The organism is Pseudarthrobacter sp., from assembly GCF_036675385.1.
Lineage (GTDB): Bacteria > Actinomycetota > Actinomycetes > Actinomycetales > Micrococcaceae > Arthrobacter.
The window spans coordinates 73,973-87,321 of record NZ_JAKFFD010000164.1 but is presented as its reverse complement, the minus strand read 5'-3'; the positions used below and the strand labels follow the sequence as shown (position 1 = coordinate 87,321).

Annotated in this window: 15 protein-coding genes, 6 tRNA genes and 1 riboswitch; of the genes, 7 read left to right on the top strand and 14 right to left on the bottom strand. The window is 66.5% G+C overall.

Annotated features, from left to right (window positions below; translation table 11 throughout):
- Positions 1 to 122: 122 nt before the first annotated feature.
- Positions 123 to 767 (top strand): TIGR03085 family metal-binding protein, encoded by a 645-nt coding sequence (locus V6M49_RS14105; RefSeq protein WP_058932697.1) that lies wholly within the window; start codon positions 123 to 125, stop codon positions 765 to 767.
- A gap of 82 nt (positions 768 to 849) precedes the next feature.
- Here V6M49_RS14105 and hisF read toward each other — a convergent pair whose 3' ends face one another.
- From hisF to V6M49_RS14035, 14 genes are all read right to left on the bottom strand, one after another.
- Positions 850 to 1,626 carry an imidazole glycerol phosphate synthase subunit HisF gene (hisF, locus tag V6M49_RS14100; protein WP_332761520.1) on the bottom strand — a complete coding sequence of 259 codons (777 nt, stop codon included), beginning with the start codon at positions 1,624 to 1,626 and terminating at the stop codon, positions 850 to 852.
- A 58-nt stretch (positions 1,627 to 1,684) separates the two neighbouring features.
- The gene (hisG, locus tag V6M49_RS14095; protein ID WP_332761519.1) at positions 1,685 to 2,545 is read right to left on the bottom strand and encodes an ATP phosphoribosyltransferase; all 861 of its coding nucleotides are present in this window, start codon (positions 2,543 to 2,545) and stop codon (positions 1,685 to 1,687) included.
- A gap of 93 nt (positions 2,546 to 2,638) precedes the next feature.
- The gene (locus V6M49_RS14090) at positions 2,639 to 2,902 is read right to left on the bottom strand and encodes a phosphoribosyl-ATP diphosphatase (RefSeq protein ID WP_056345618.1); all 264 of its coding nucleotides are present in this window, start codon (positions 2,900 to 2,902) and stop codon (positions 2,639 to 2,641) included.
- Between the two features lie 104 nt (positions 2,903 to 3,006).
- A complete protein-coding gene (gene ribH, locus V6M49_RS14085) occupies positions 3,007 to 3,492 on the bottom strand; it encodes a 6,7-dimethyl-8-ribityllumazine synthase (protein WP_332761516.1) in 486 nt (161 codons plus the stop codon).
- 17 nt (positions 3,493 to 3,509) lie between these two features.
- A complete protein-coding gene (ribA, locus tag V6M49_RS14080; RefSeq protein WP_332761514.1) occupies positions 3,510 to 4,241 on the bottom strand; it encodes a GTP cyclohydrolase II in 732 nt (243 codons plus the stop codon).
- A 10-nt stretch (positions 4,242 to 4,251) separates the two neighbouring features.
- Complete coding sequence (ribB, locus tag V6M49_RS14075; RefSeq protein ID WP_332761513.1) at positions 4,252 to 4,968, bottom strand: 3,4-dihydroxy-2-butanone-4-phosphate synthase; 717 nt, start codon at positions 4,966 to 4,968, stop codon at positions 4,252 to 4,254.
- A complete protein-coding gene (locus V6M49_RS14070) occupies positions 4,965 to 5,600 on the bottom strand; it encodes a riboflavin synthase (protein WP_141140177.1) in 636 nt (211 codons plus the stop codon). The genes ribB and V6M49_RS14070 overlap by 4 nt, the downstream gene beginning before the upstream one ends.
- On the bottom strand, positions 5,600 to 6,718 hold the full coding sequence (gene ribD, locus V6M49_RS14065) for a bifunctional diaminohydroxyphosphoribosylaminopyrimidine deaminase/5-amino-6-(5-phosphoribosylamino)uracil reductase RibD (RefSeq protein WP_332761511.1): 1,119 nt from the start codon (positions 6,716 to 6,718) through the stop codon (positions 5,600 to 5,602). The genes V6M49_RS14070 and ribD overlap by 1 nt, the downstream gene beginning before the upstream one ends.
- 174 nt (positions 6,719 to 6,892) lie before the next feature.
- Positions 6,893 to 7,045: riboswitch (FMN riboswitch) on the bottom strand.
- Positions 7,046 to 7,085: 40 nt separating this feature from the next.
- A complete protein-coding gene (rpe, locus tag V6M49_RS14060) occupies positions 7,086 to 7,766 on the bottom strand; it encodes a ribulose-phosphate 3-epimerase (protein ID WP_141142032.1) in 681 nt (226 codons plus the stop codon).
- An 18-nt stretch (positions 7,767 to 7,784) separates the two neighbouring features.
- Entirely contained in the window at positions 7,785 to 9,377 is a 1,593-nt protein-coding gene (locus tag V6M49_RS14055; RefSeq protein ID WP_332761509.1) for an RsmB/NOP family class I SAM-dependent RNA methyltransferase, read from the bottom strand.
- The gene (gene fmt, locus V6M49_RS14050; RefSeq protein WP_332761508.1) at positions 9,374 to 10,294 is read right to left on the bottom strand and encodes a methionyl-tRNA formyltransferase; all 921 of its coding nucleotides are present in this window, start codon (positions 10,292 to 10,294) and stop codon (positions 9,374 to 9,376) included. Before fmt ends, V6M49_RS14055 begins: the two co-directional genes overlap by 4 nt.
- Positions 10,291 to 10,914 (bottom strand): peptide deformylase, encoded by a 624-nt coding sequence (gene def / locus V6M49_RS14045; protein ID WP_332761506.1) that lies wholly within the window; start codon positions 10,912 to 10,914, stop codon positions 10,291 to 10,293. The genes fmt and def overlap by 4 nt, the downstream gene beginning before the upstream one ends.
- 136 nt (positions 10,915 to 11,050) lie before the next feature.
- Positions 11,051 to 11,911: a cytochrome gene (locus tag V6M49_RS14040; protein WP_104061990.1), complete on the bottom strand. Its 861-nt coding sequence runs from the start codon at positions 11,909 to 11,911 to the stop codon at positions 11,051 to 11,053.
- 92 nt (positions 11,912 to 12,003) lie between these two features.
- Positions 12,004 to 12,075 (bottom strand) — tRNA-Val (locus V6M49_RS14035).
- 228 nt (positions 12,076 to 12,303) lie between these two features.
- Between V6M49_RS14035 and V6M49_RS14030 the strand changes: the two genes are divergently transcribed.
- From V6M49_RS14030 to V6M49_RS14005, 6 genes are all read left to right on the top strand, one after another.
- Positions 12,304 to 12,376 (top strand) — tRNA-Gly (locus V6M49_RS14030).
- 47 nt (positions 12,377 to 12,423) lie between these two features.
- Positions 12,424 to 12,494: transfer RNA gene (locus V6M49_RS14025), tRNA-Cys, on the top strand.
- A 39-nt stretch (positions 12,495 to 12,533) separates the two neighbouring features.
- A tRNA-Val gene (locus V6M49_RS14020) sits at positions 12,534 to 12,608 on the top strand.
- A 56-nt stretch (positions 12,609 to 12,664) separates the two neighbouring features.
- Positions 12,665 to 12,737, top strand: a tRNA-Gly gene (locus V6M49_RS14015).
- A 44-nt stretch (positions 12,738 to 12,781) separates the two neighbouring features.
- Positions 12,782 to 12,853, top strand: a tRNA-Val gene (locus V6M49_RS14010).
- A 153-nt stretch (positions 12,854 to 13,006) separates the two neighbouring features.
- A complete protein-coding gene (locus tag V6M49_RS14005; RefSeq protein WP_248761516.1) occupies positions 13,007 to 13,264 on the top strand; it encodes an antitoxin in 258 nt (85 codons plus the stop codon).
- The last annotated feature ends 85 nt before the right edge of the window (positions 13,265 to 13,349 follow it).

Sequence of the window (13,349 nt, the reverse complement as noted above, 5' to 3'; positions counted from 1 at the left end):
GTGCCTCATCAGCGGCCCCGAATATGCACCAACGGGCATACAAGCAGTGTGTGAACAAGGGCACCTATCGGCTGGCGGTTCTGCTGCCCAACTTCCCTGCTCTCGTGCTAGTTTCACAAGTGATGCATTTCGTCGAACCGTCCCGAGAAGTCCTGGCCGAAACCCTGCTGGCGGCCGGCCCTGATGCCCCCACCCTCTGCAGAGGCTGGCGCACCAGGGACCTTGCCGCGCACCTTTACCTTCGCGAACGCAAGGCTGCCGTAGGGCTTGGCCTCATCATCAAGCGCCTGTCCAAGGCTTCGGACAAGGCCACCGCCAAACTCGCGGCGAAGCTGAAAACCGCTGACGACTACACCGGCCTCGTGAACACCTTCCGTGGTGGCCCGCCGGCTCTCTCCCCCATGAACATCAAGGCCTTGGACGAGAGCTCCAACCTGATCGAATATTTCGTCCACACCGAGGACATCCGCCGGGCTGTGGACCGCTGGGCGCCGCGCGCCCTCGACGAGGCCTACTCGGACGCCCTCTGGGACGAACTGATCAAGCGGGCAGCCATCCTTTACCGTGGCGTCGACCTTGGCATTGTGCTGGTGCGCCCGTCCGGGCCGCGGCACGTCGCCAAGCGGGCACCGGTTTCGGTGGCGATCGTGGGTGAGCCGGGTGAACTGCTGATGCACGCCCACGGCCGGACCCGCCACGCCCTGGTCACCTTCGAAGGCCAGCCGGACGCCGTCGCCCTGCTCCAGTCGGCTGAAGTCGGCCTCTAAAACCAACGCGGGGTCACTCCTTGCCCAATAACCATCGGTTATTGGGCAAGGAGTGACCCCGCGTTGCTGAGTCGGGTTGGGGTTAGCGGACTTCGAAGCCTGCGTCGCGGATGGCCTGCTTGACCTGGGACATCATGTTGTCCGGGCCCCAGTGGAAGATCGACGCCGCCAGCACGGCGTCCGCTCCGGCGGCCACGGCCGGCGGGAAGTGGGCCGGTTCCCCGGCACCCCCTGAGGCGATGATCGGCACTTTCACGGCTGCCCGGACCAGGCGGATCAGTTCCAGGTCGAAGCCGTCCTTGGTGCCGTCGGCGTCGATGGAGTTGAGCAGGATTTCGCCGATGCCGCGGTCGGCAGCTTCCCTGGCCCACTCGATGGCGTCGATCCCGGTACCGGTGCGGCCACCGTGGGTGGTCACTTCAAAGCCCGACGGCGTGGGCCGGGACCCGGGGCGGGTCCGGCGGGCGTCCACGGACAGGACCAGCACCTGCGAACCGAAATGCCGGCTGATTTCGTTGATGACGTCCGGGCGGGCAACGGCGGCCGTGTTGATGGAAGCCTTGTCCGCGCCGAAACGCAGGAGCTTGTCCACCTCGGCAACACCGCGGACACCGCCGCCCACGGTCAACGGGATGAAGACTTCCTCGGCCGTACGGCGGACCACGTCGAAGGTGGTTTCGCGGTTGCCCGAGGACGCCGTGACATCGAGGAACGTCAGCTCATCGGCGCCCGCATTGTCGTACCGGTGCGCCAGCTCCACCGGGTCGCCCGCGTCGCGGAGCCCCTCGAAGTTGATGCCCTTCACAACGCGCCCGGCGTCGACGTCGAGGCAGGGGATGACTCGTACAGCTACAGCCATGGGGACTCCTGGAATTCTCGGGTGGGTTCTGCGGCGCGGCGTGAACCGGGCGGGACGCTCAGATACGGCAGGCGTGGATGCTGCTGACCAGGATGGCGCGGGCGCCGAGGTCGTAGAGCTCATCCATGATCCGGTTGGTTTCCTTCTTCGGAACCATGGACCGGACGGCCACCCAGTCGGAGTCGCGCAGCGGTGAGACGGTGGGTGATTCCAGGCCGGGGGTCAGTGCGGCGGCCTGTTCCACGAGTTCCTTGCGGATGTCGTAGTCCATGAGCACGTACTGGCGTGCCACGAGGACGCCCTGCAGCCGGCGGATCAGGACTTCAATCTCCTTGGCGGTGCCGTTCGCCGCTCCACCTTCGCCGGTGCGGCGGATCAGGACCGCTTCCGATTTGAGGATCGGCTCGCCGAAGATTTCCATCCCGGCGGCTTTGAGGGTGTTGCCGGTTTCCACGACGTCGGCGATGGCGTCAGCTACGCCGAGGCGTACTGACGACTCCACGGCGCCGTCGAGCCGGACCACCTTGGCGTTGATGCCCCGCTCGGCGAGGTAACCGCGGAGCAGCCCGTCATAGCTCGTGGCGAGGCGCTTTCCTTCAAGCTCATCTGCTGTGGCGAAGTCGCCCACCGGTCCGGCGAAGCGGAACGTGGACGCAGCGAAGCCCAGGGGCAGCAGTTCCTCAGCCTCCACCTCGGCGTCCAGCAGCAGGTCGCGGCCGGTGATGCCGACGTCGAGGGTTCCGCGTCCGACGTAGACAGCGATGTCGCGCGGGCGGAGGAAGAAGAACTCGATGTCGTTGTCAGGGTCCATCATGACCAGCTCGCGGGTGTCGCGGCGCTGGCGGTAGCCCGCTTCGGTCAGCATGGCGGAGGCGGCTTCGGACAGGGAGCCTTTGTTGGGGACGGCTACTCGCAGCATGGGGGTCTTTCTTGGTTGGGAGGTCTGTGGATCAGGCAAACGGGCCACGCAGGGCACGGGCAGGCAGTTGTTGACCGCCGCGTGCCACGGTGGCTACAGATGCTTGTAGACGTCTTCCAGGGTCAGGCCTTTAGCGAGCATCAGAACCTGCAGGTGGTAGAGCAGCTGGGAGATTTCCTCGGCCGTGGCCTCATCGGATTCGTACTCAGCGGCCATCCACACTTCGGCTGCTTCCTCCACGACTTTCTTGCCAATGCCGTGGACTCCGGACTCCAATTCAGCGACGGTGCGGGAGCCTGCCGGGCGGGTGGCTGCCTTCTCACTCAGTTCAGCGAACAGCGTCTCGAAATTCTTCACGCCCTACAGCCTACTTGCTGCCGGCCAGTGGGCCCCTTTCGGGCCGCTGCATGACGGACGCGATGTGAGCGAACACACACCGCGCCCCGGCAGCCCGCCCGCTGCTACGTGTACTGCTTGAGGAGCAATGCGGTGGCCAGGGCGGCTGTCACGGCTTCGTGGCCCTTGTCCTCGCTGGAGCCCGGCAGGCCCGCGCGGTCCAGTCCCTGCTGCTCCGTATCGCAGGTCAGCACCCCGAAGCCCACCGGCACGCCGGTGGAGACACTGACATCGGTCAGTCCCGACGTCGCGGCCTGGCAGACGTATTCAAAGTGCGGCGTGCCGCCACGGATCACGACGCCGAGGGCCACCACTGCGTCAAAGTGCGGTGCCAGCCGCGCGGCGGCGACGGGAAGCTCGAAGGCGCCCGGAACGCGCAGTACGGTGGGTTCGCTGATGCCCGCGTCCTTGGCGGCGCGCAGGGCACCGTCCAGGAGTCCGTCCATGATCTGGGTGTGCCAGCCGGCTGCCACGATGGCCAGCCGCAGCTGCGACGTTTCCGCCGGGTTGAGGGTGGTGAGGTCAATGTCTGGTGCGCCGTGTCCGCTCATGCGTGAATCTGGTCCGTTCAGTTTTGGTCGTGGTCGAAATCGTCGGCAGCGCCGCTTGGCACCGTGACAACGTGGGTGTCCAGCATCAGCCGGTGCTCCATGCGGTCCTTTTTGGTCTGCAGGTAGCGGATGTTCTGGTCGCGGGACGGCACCTCGGTGGGCACCATTTCCACCACCTTCACACCGGCCTTGGCGAGCCTGTTCTTTTTGTCCGGGTTGTTGCTCAGGAGCCGGATCTCGTGGAGGCCCATCTCGGCCAGGATCTGGGCGGCCGCCTTGTAGCAGCGGGCGTCCACCGGCAGTCCCAGCTGCTCGTTGGCCTCCACGGTGTCAAAGCCCGCTTCCTGGAGCGCATAGGCCTTGATCTTGTTGGCCAGCCCGATCCCCCGGCCTTCCTGCCCGCGCAGGTACAGCAACGTGCCGCCGAACTCGTTGATCAGCTCCAGGGCATAGGCCAGCTGTTCGCCGCAGTCACAACGGTAGGAGCCGAAGACGTCGCCGGTCAGGCACTCCGAATGCAGCCTGACCAGCGGGGCAACGCCCTCCCGGGGCGGGTTGGGTGAGCTGACCGCCAGGTGTTCGGCGCCAGTGACCAGGTCTGTCCACGCCTGGGTAATGAAATCGCCAAATGCCGTGGGCAGCTGCACAACGGGACCGCCGCTCACGGGGTGGTGGACCCGGCCATTGCCGACCGCCCCCCGGTGGTGGCCGTTCTGGTGGCTGTTGTCCGATACTCCGGAAGCCGTCATCATTACTCCTCTACTCCGCCCGGGCGTCCGGCCCGGTGTCACTGTCGGCGGGTGTCCCGGCTCCTGCTTCAAGGTAGGCCACCAGATCCTCAATCGAGATCAGGGGGCACCCGTGTTCAGCAGCGAATCCCCGCAGCCCGTCGAGCCGCATCATTTCACCGTCGTCGTACACAACCTCGGCGATCACGCCCACTGGCTCCAGTCCGGCGAGCCGGCAGAGGTCCACGGCCGCTTCGGTGTGGCCGGGGCGTTCACGCACTCCTCCGTTAACCGCCCGGAGCGGAAAAATATGCCCGGGCCGGGTCACGGCCGCCGGTCCGGCGCCGGGGTCTGCAAGGACGCGGGCCGTGAGGGCCCGGTCCGTGGCGGAGATTCCAGTGCTGACACCCACGGCCGCATCGCAGGAAACGGTGTACGCCGTACCCTTCGCGTCCTCGTTCACTGCCACCATGGGCGGCAGTGCCAGGGCATCGGCGCGCTCCCCGCTCAAGGGGACGCAGATGACGCCGGAGCTGTAGCGGATGGTCCATCCCATGAGGGCAGGCGTGGCATGCTGTGCGGCAAAGATGATGTCGCCTTCGTTTTCGCGGTCCTCGTTGTCCACCACCAGCACGGGCCGGCCGGCGGCCATGGCGCGGATGGCATCTTCCACGGGGTCAAGTCCGAAGGCTGCATTGGGCACCGGTCCGGCGGACGCGGCCGGCTCCAGCCGGACGGCGGCGTTCATCGTTCGCCCCCGGTGGTTGCGCCGGTGCTGAATGCCAGCAGGCGTTCGGTGTATTTCGCGAGCACGTCGACTTCGAGGTTGACCCTTCTGCCGGTTGCCTTGGCCCCCAGGCCGGTCTCGGCCAGGGTGGTGGGGATCAGCCCCACTTCGAACCAGGGCTCCAGCTCCGCGGCGGGGCTGACCGCCGTGACGGTGAGCGAGACGCCGTCGATCGCTATGGAGCCCTTCTCCGCGATGTAGCGGGCAAGGTTGGCCGGCACACCGAACCGGAGGCGTTCCCAGTTGCCGAGTGCCTCGCGCTCCAGCAGCTGCCCGACGCCGTCGACGTGGCCCTGGACGACGTGGCCGTCGAGCCGGCCGCCGGCAGGGACGCAGCGCTCGAGGTTCACCGAGTCACCGGCGGCCAGTTCGCCGATGGTGCTGCGGACGAGGGTTTCGCCCATCACATCAACGCTGAACTCTTTGCCCTCGATGGCGGTGGCCGTCAGGCAGACCCCGTTGACGGCAATGGACCCGCCCAGTCCGAGCCCTTCGGTGGTGCCGGGCGCCCGGAGGCGGAGCGTTGCGCTGGCATCGCCGTCCCGCTCCACGGACAGAACCTGTCCCTGTTCGGCAATAATTCCGGTAAACATCAGTAGCCTCCCATGGCTGGTTCCGCGGCAGTGCGGGATAGGTGTGGTTCAAAAGCATCGGTTGGTACTGGACGGAGGTGCAGCCTCAGGTCCCGGCCCAGGGTCAGGACGGCACCGCCGTCGGAAGGGTCCCAGTCCCAGTGCCGGGCATCCGCAAGGGTGGTGATTCCGAGCCCTCTGAGGGCGGGAGTTCCGGAACCCAGCAGGGTGGGGGCGAGGTAGACAATGAGTTCGTCCACAAGACCGGCGGCCAGGAATGAACTGAGGATGCGTGAGCCGCCTTCCACCATCACGTGGCGGATTCCTTCCGCGTAGAGGAGCGAGAGCGCCTCCCGCGGATCCCGCGTGGGCAGGTGGAGCACGTTCCCGTCGTCACCGCGGACGGCGGCGTCGGCCGGGATGTCCCGCAGGCCCATCACGGCGCGCAGCGGCTGTTTGCCGGCTGTGGCTCCGGACGCGTCGCGGGCTGTCAGCCGGGGGTTGTCCACGAGCACGGTCTGCGTGCCCACGAGGATGGCGTCGATCCGGCGCCTCAGTCCGTGGTTGTCAGCCAGCGACTCCGGGGAGGAGATCCACTGGCTCGTTCCGTCCTCAGCGGCGATCCGGCTGTCCAGGGTCTGCGCGATGTGCAGCGTCACGAACGGGCGCTGTGCGGCCACTCCCAGGAACCACTGACGGTTCAACTCGAACGATTCGCTGGCCGCGAGCCCGCTGCGGACCTGGACGCCCGCGTTCCGGAGAGTGGCTGCGCCGCCCGCCGCAGCGTCGTGCGGATCGTCGACGGCGTAGACCACGTCCGTGATTCCGGCACGAATGATCGCCTGGGTGCAGGGCCCCGTGCGGCCGCTGTGGTCACAGGGTTCCAGCGTGATCACCATCGTGCAGCCGCTCAGGTCCAGCCCGGCGGCCTCAGCCTGGGCGATGGCGTCCGCTTCCGCGTGGGGTGTGCCGGCGCCGCGGTGGTACCCGGTCACCAGCCGGCGGCCGGCAGCATCGATGACGACGGCGCCCACGAGCGGATTCGCTCCGCGCGGGCCCTGCAGGGCTGCTTCGAGCGCTGCGTCCATGGCGGCGGTTTCGGCGTCGCTGAACGCCGTGACGGTTTCGATCCGGGTCATGGGGCAGCCACCGGTCCGGCGGCTTCGGTTCCCGGAGCATGGGAAATCCTGGCTTCAAAGAGCCATCGCAAGGGGTTCATGTGTGTTGTCGTTCCTTCCCTCTAGAACCGCGATGGCTCCGGGGGTATACGACAGCAGAAGGCTGCAGCGCCGAAGGGCGCCGCAGATACAGCTGTACGTGCTTCTCTCATCCAGACTTTAACTGTCGGTACCGGAATTTCACCAGTTCAACCGTCCGCCGGTTCCTTCCCTGAGGGGAAAGCGCCGGCTCGCGGGTCGCGGACTATCACCGCCGGTTCGGACTTACACCGACCCCGGAGCACGTATTGTGTGTTGCTATTGTGCCATAACCACAAGGTCGCCCAGACTATTCCGCGGACGCAGCACGTAACTTCATGCTGCCGGCTTCGCGGAGCCGTCCAATGGCTGCAGCCGGGTCCTCCGCGCCGTAAACAGCGGAACCCGCCACAAAGACGTTCGCGCCTGCTTCGGCCGCCCGCAGAATGGTTTCCTCGGTAATGCCGCCGTCCACTTGGATGGCGACATTGATTCCGGAGCCGTCAATGGCTGCCCGGGCCTTGCGGATCTTGGGCAAGGTGAAGTCCAGGAACGCCTGGCCGCCGAAGCCCGGCTCCACGGTCATGATCAGGAGCATGTCCAGTTCCTCGAGCATGTCCAGGTAGGGCTCCACGGCAGTGGCAGGGCGCAGCGCCATGCCGGCCTTGGAGCCCCGGGCCCGCAGTTCGCGGGCCAGTTTGACCGGTGCAATGGAGGCCTCGGCATGGAAGGTCACGGATGCCAGGCCCGCGTCGGCGAACCCCGGCGCCCAGCGGTCGGCGTCGGAGATCATCAGGTGGGCGTCCAGCGGGACGGGGCTGACCGCCTGGATCCGCTGGACCACGGGCAGCCCGATGGTGAGGTTGGGGACAAAGTGGTTGTCCATAACGTCCACGTGCACGGCGTCAGCGTTGCTGATGCGCTGCAGTTCGGCTTCGAGGTTGACGAAGTCGGCGGACAGGATGCTGGGGTTGATGCAGCACTGCGGCATGGGGGAACCTTTCACGGGTCAGGCTTTCTTCCGGATGAGGGCCAGGAACATGGCATCGGTGCTGTGGATGTGCGGCCAGAGTTGCGCCGTGGAATCGTGGCCTGCGCCCAGGTTCCCGGTCAGGCTCACGCTGTCCAGCACGGCACCGGCGTCCAGCAGTTCCAGGTCATCCCGCTTCCGGAGGGCATCGCTGACCACTGCCGTGGTTTCGGCCGGGTGGGGTGAGCAGGTGACATAGGCAACCACTCCGCCGGGGCGGACGGCCTCCAGCGCCGATTTCAACAGGGCGCGCTGCAGCGGTCCCAGGTCCGCGAGGTCCTTGGGCGTGCGGCGCCAGCGGGACTCCGGCCTGCGGCGCAGGGCACCCAGCCCGCTGCAGGGGACGTCCACCAGGACACGGTCAAAGGACTCCGGTTGCTCAGTGCCCACGTCGCGGCCATCGCCGGTCCGGACGCGCCAGACGTCCCGGGGCACGGCGGACAGGGCCTGGCTGACGAGTTTGGCACGGTGCGGGGCCGGTTCATTCGCGAGCAGCGTGGCACCCTGGGCGTTGGCCAGAGCGCCCAGCAGGGCCGCCTTACCGCCGGGGCCGGCGCACAGGTCCAGCCAGGTTTCGTTCCGGCGTTCTGCTCCAGGGCTTCCGGTGGGATCGAGGTCCACTGCCGCCATGGCGCGGGCCACCAGCTGGGAGCCGACATCCTGGACGCGCGTGCTGCCTTCCCGTATGGAGGCGAGGCGGCCCAGGTCTCCGCCGCTGGAGAGCGCCGAGCCTTCAACGAGTTCACCGGGGGTCGCCCCGCCCTCCAGGGCTTCATCCAGGCTGCCCAGGCCGGGCAGGGCCACCAGGTTGACCACCGGAGCTTCGTTATCGGCTTCCAGCAGGTCGTTGATTTCGGCGGCTGACCGGCCGTGGGCCACCAGGGACTGGCGCATGGCCCGGACAATCCATTCGGGGTGGGCGTACCGGAGGGAGGCGATGGTGGTTTCATCGCTTTCACCGGCAACGAGGATCTCAAGCCACTCCTCCAGGGTGTGCGCCGTGACTTTACGCAATACTGCGTTGATCAGGGCGGAGGGGCCGGCGCCGATGACGGCGCGGGCCAGGCCCACGGTCTGATCCAGGGCGGCGTGGGCCGGGACGCGCATGGCCAGCAGCTGATGTGTGCCGATCCGCAGGGCGTCGAGAATGGCAGGGTCAAGCTGGTCCAGCGGGCGGTCAACGCAGCGCGCCAGGATGGCATCGTACGTGCCCTGGCCACGCAGGGCCCCGTAGCTGAGCTCGGTGGCGAAGCCGGCGTCGCGCTTGTCCAGGCCGTGATGGCGGATGCGGGACGGGAGCACCAGGTTGGCGTAGGCGTCCTCGGCGGCTACCGCGCGCAGGACTTCAAAAGCCACAAGCCGCGCGGGGTCCGCTCGGCGGGTCCGCTGCGCAGGAGCGTTTTCGGTGAAGCTCCGCTGGGAGGGGCGGTTGCGTTCGCGGCCCTGGGCGTTGCGCTGGCTGGAATCCCGCGGCCCGCCCTTGCCCCGTCCGCTGTTGCCGCGTCCGCCGCCGCCCCGGGCGCCGCTTCCGCTGCCGCCCGTGCCGCCTGCATTACCGCCGGATTCGCTCATTCGAAGACCACGCTTTCCAGTGTTGCCATGCCACGCGCCCAATCGGCGGCGGCCATCATCTTTTTGCCCGAAGGCTGGATCCTCGTCAGCTCCACGGCGTGGGATCCGGTGCCCACCAGGACGCTCTTACCGTCGAGGAATACCGCGCCGGGCTGCAGGTCAGTGTCACCTGGCCGGAGCCGGACAGGTTCGAGTTTGACGCGCTGTCCGTCCAGGGTGGTCCAGGCGCCGGGCTCGGGAGTTACGCCGCGGGCGCGCCTGCCGATCGCCAGGGCGGGCTGCTTCCAGTCGAGCCGGCCGTCATCGATAGTCAGCTTGGGGGCCAGTGAAACGTCGCCGGCCTGCGGCTGTGCAGCTGCCCTCCCGGCTTCAACGGCGGACAGCGTCTGGGCGAGGAGCACGGCCCCGCTGTGGGACAGCCGCTCCAGCAGCGCTCCGGCGGTGTCCTCCGGGCCAACGCCCTCGGTCAGCGTTCCGAAGACCGGGCCGGTGTCCAGCCCTTCTTCCAACAGGAAGGTGACTGCACCGGTGACGTCGTCGCCGGCCATCACGGCCCGCTGCACGGGGGCAGCGCCACGCCATGCGGGAAGCAGGGAAAAGTGCAGGTTGATCCAACCACGCGGGGGAACATCCAGGGCGGCGCGCGGAATCAGGCCGCCGTAGGCCACGATGGCAGCCACGTCCGGCTTGGCCGCGGCGATTTTCGCCGTCACGGCCTCGTCCACGCGGGTGGCGTGGATGAGGTCGATTCCCAGCTCCGTGGCGCGGGCTGCAACGGGCGACGGCGTCAGCACCCGTTTGCGGCCAATCGGCGCGTCGGGACGGGTCAGGACGGCAACGATTTCAAAGCCGGCCGCAACCAAGGCATCGAGGGAGGGGACGGCCACGGCGGGCGTGCCGGCAAAAAGTACCCTCATGTGGTGGCGCCGCCGCCGAAGCTGGCCTGGCCAGGGCTGGCGCTCCCAGAGTTCGCGCCTCCAAAGCTGGCGCCCCCGAAACTGGACCCGACCGTCTTGGCGCGCTTCGTCGTCGTGCGTTCCGTGATGGCGTCATAGTTGGCATTGCGGATGGAGCGCAGGGCAATCTTCCGGTCCTCACCTTCCAGCCTGTCGGTGAAGAGGATGCCGTCCAGGTGGTCCGTCTCATGCTGGAAGCAACGGGCCAGCATGCCTTCCCCCTCCACAGCGACAGGATTCCCGTTCAGGTCAACGCCGGTGGCGCGGGTGGCGCGGAAGCGGCGGACCGGGAACGCCAGGCCAGGAATGGACAGGCAACCCTCAACCTGGTCCGCCTGGAAGTCCTCGCTGTTTTCCAGGACCGGATTGATGATGTGGCCCTCCACGCCGTCGATCCGGTAGGTGAAGACCCGCTGGCTGACGCCAATCTGGGGAGCCGCGAGGCCGGCGCCATCCACGTCCTCCATGGTTTCCGTCATGTCCGCAACCAGCTTGGCGAGCTCAGGACCGAATTCCGTCACGGGATCGGCCACTGTGCGAAGCACAGGATCACCGATGATGCGGATATTCAGAATGGCCATGTGCTGTCTTTCCTCACGGTGGGCGTTATTGGCGAACCTATCCAGTTTAGGCGCAGGCGCACCGGGCCCGGGACTGGGCAACCGTGCTCCGGACAGGCGGAGTTCCGGCAGCTGCAGTCCGGGCACTCGTGTTCCGCTAGGCGCTGCGGGCCTGTGCGGAGACGGGCGGTGCCACCGGAAGAAGCGCAGACCCGGCGGCGAGCGTATCGGCGGACAGTTCCCAGACCCGGCGCAGGGCGCAGAACTTCCACCAGTGGTGCTTGAGGACGTCGGGGTTCGCGCGGACCGGCCGGACTTCGGTCTCGCCGATGGCCACAGCCAGCAGTAAGGGGTTCTCGCCGTACTTCCAGGGCTCCCATTCCCCAGCCACGGCATCCACCAGGCTTTCTTCGGCCTTCATGCCGGCCACCAGTTGCATGACCACCTTGTCGTCCAGCGGCTTGACGGTCCCGTCCCGCGTGGTGCCCTTGGTCTTGTAATCAATAACGCAGATCCGGCCGTTGATTTTGGCCACGAGGTCCAGCGTCCCGGCGTAGCCCACTGACTTGTTCCAGACGGTGATTTCCGGTGCGATGGGCTCCACGCCGTAGAGGTCCCACCACTCATCGAAGCGCAGCGCAAAGCCTTCCTCACCGTTGGCCGCCAACGCCTCGCGGGTTTCCTTCATGGCGTGCGGCCGGCCCAGGGCGCGGAGCGCAACCTGCTCGCAGTAGTTATGGACGCGGTCCCCGCGTTTGGCGGCGTCGTCCCGGTACAGTTCTGCTGCCTTTGAGGCCCGGTTGACGGCCTGCCGGATTTTCGCCGGGCTGCCCAGGGAATCGGCCAGCAGCGGATCCTTCGCCAGGCTGCTGGCGCCCATGTAACCGAACCAGCCGTCCAGGCCGTGCGGCTGCTGGCCGATGACGGTGGTGATGGACGGAACGGAAAACTGCTCGGAGGTGGACCGCGCATACATGCGGCCGTATTCCGTGGCGTGGGCAAGGAGTGGATCAGTCATACAAAGACTCTTTCACAAGGGGCTGACAGAATGGCGGACACAAAAAAGGTCCGTTTCCGCTCGGCTGAGCGGAAACGGACCAGATTCCTCGGTGGGCGATACTGGGTTCGAACCAGTGACCTCTTCGGTGTGAACGAAGCGCGCTACCACTGCGCCAATCGCCCCGATGCCTTTGAATGCTAGCCGACCGGGCGGGGTTTATGGAAATCGAGACGGGACGCCGCTCGAATTACACGCCTGTAATTAGAAAAATCCCCTAGATTGCAGGGATCCAGGGGCATTGCAGCCGTTGAAGCACGTTCGATTTGGAGATTCCCTGAACCTCCTATAGAGTTCTTACTCGTTGGAACGCGAGGAAATGCCCGAAACGGCACGGATTCAGCGGCCCAAATGCGGACGTAGCTCAGCTGGTAGAGCACCACCTTGCCAAGGTGGATGTCGCGAGTTCGAATCTCGTCGTCCGCTCGCAGGACACTGTCACGGCTAAGGTTTTTCGGAATCGGAGCTTACACGGTGGGTTGGCCGAGAGGCGAGGCAGCGGCCTGCAAAGCCGTTCACACGGGTTCGAATCCCGTACCCACCTCGGTGAAAACCATGGATTCCGGTTCACGCCGGACGAAATGGGCGATTGGCGCAGCGGTAGCGCGCTTCCCTGACACGGAAGAGGTCACTGGTTCGATCCCAGTATCGCCCACCAAGCAAGGAAACTTGCTTCATGCAGTACGCACGGCCCGGCCGGAACGTACTTCATACGCGGACGTAGCTCAGCTGGTAGAGCACCACCTTGCCAAGGTGGATGTCGCGAGTTCGAATCTCGTCGTCCGCTCTCTACCCCAGTAATAAATCCGAAATGGCCGGCCTTCCGGTTCCGGGCGATTGGCGCAGCGGTAGCGCGCTTCCCTGACACGGAAGAGGTCACTGGTTCGATCCCAGTATCGCCCACACACAGCAGCTCCCCGTGAGCTGCTTTTTTATTGCCCGGATACGCCGCGCAGACTTTACAAAATTTGTCACAGCACCTTGGCACGCCCGGCAGACAGGGCTAGGATCGGTTGCGGAGGAGCGAACTGGCTCCGCGATTGAAGGGAGGTGCTCGTGGGACTGATTGACGATCTTAAGGGCAAGGCTCAGGGTCTCATCCGCGGCAACGAGCAGGCCATCAAGGACGGCATCACGAAAGCCGGCGATTTCGTCGACTCAAAGACTGGCGGCAAGTACGCCGGTCACGTGGACAAAGTCCAGGAGGGCGCTTCCAAGCTCGTTGACAAGAACGACGGAACACCCGGCGTAGCGCCTGCCACCGAGCAGACTCCGCCAGTCAACCCGGTTCCGCCGGTTGACAAGGCTCCGTAACAAGGATTTGGCCAGGGCATTGCCCTAGCACGTCAAGGGGGCGCGGGTCCCGCCGGGAGGCGGCACCCGCGCCTTTGGCGTTTAA

What these genes read in the sequence shown, in the direction of transcription:
- V6M49_RS14105 (WP_058932697.1), top strand. Translation starts at nt 123, where the DNA reads ATGCATTTCGTCGAACCGTCCCGAGAAGTCCTGGCCGAAACCCTGCTG.
- hisF (WP_332761520.1), bottom strand. Translation starts at nt 1,626, where the DNA reads ATGGCTGTAGCTGTACGAGTCATCCCCTGCCTCGACGTCGACGCCGGG.
- hisG (WP_332761519.1), bottom strand. Translation starts at nt 2,545, where the DNA reads ATGCTGCGAGTAGCCGTCCCCAACAAAGGCTCCCTGTCCGAAGCCGCC.
- ribH (WP_332761516.1), bottom strand. Translation starts at nt 3,492, where the DNA reads ATGAGCGGACACGGCGCACCAGACATTGACCTCACCACCCTCAACCCG.
- ribA (WP_332761514.1), bottom strand. Translation starts at nt 4,241, where the DNA reads ATGACGGCTTCCGGAGTATCGGACAACAGCCACCAGAACGGCCACCAC.
- ribB (WP_332761513.1), bottom strand. Translation starts at nt 4,968, where the DNA reads ATGAACGCCGCCGTCCGGCTGGAGCCGGCCGCGTCCGCCGGACCGGTG.
- V6M49_RS14070 (WP_141140177.1), bottom strand. Translation starts at nt 5,600, where the DNA reads ATGTTTACCGGAATTATTGCCGAACAGGGACAGGTTCTGTCCGTGGAG.
- ribD (WP_332761511.1), bottom strand. Translation starts at nt 6,718, where the DNA reads ATGACCCGGATCGAAACCGTCACGGCGTTCAGCGACGCCGAAACCGCC.
- rpe (WP_141142032.1), bottom strand. Translation starts at nt 7,766, where the DNA reads ATGCCGCAGTGCTGCATCAACCCCAGCATCCTGTCCGCCGACTTCGTC.
- V6M49_RS14055 (WP_332761509.1), bottom strand. Translation starts at nt 9,377, where the DNA reads ATGAGCGAATCCGGCGGTAATGCAGGCGGCACGGGCGGCAGCGGAAGC.
- fmt (WP_332761508.1), bottom strand. Translation starts at nt 10,294, where the DNA reads ATGAGGGTACTTTTTGCCGGCACGCCCGCCGTGGCCGTCCCCTCCCTC.
- def (WP_332761506.1), bottom strand. Translation starts at nt 10,914, where the DNA reads ATGGCCATTCTGAATATCCGCATCATCGGTGATCCTGTGCTTCGCACA.
- V6M49_RS14040 (WP_104061990.1), bottom strand. Translation starts at nt 11,911, where the DNA reads ATGACTGATCCACTCCTTGCCCACGCCACGGAATACGGCCGCATGTAT.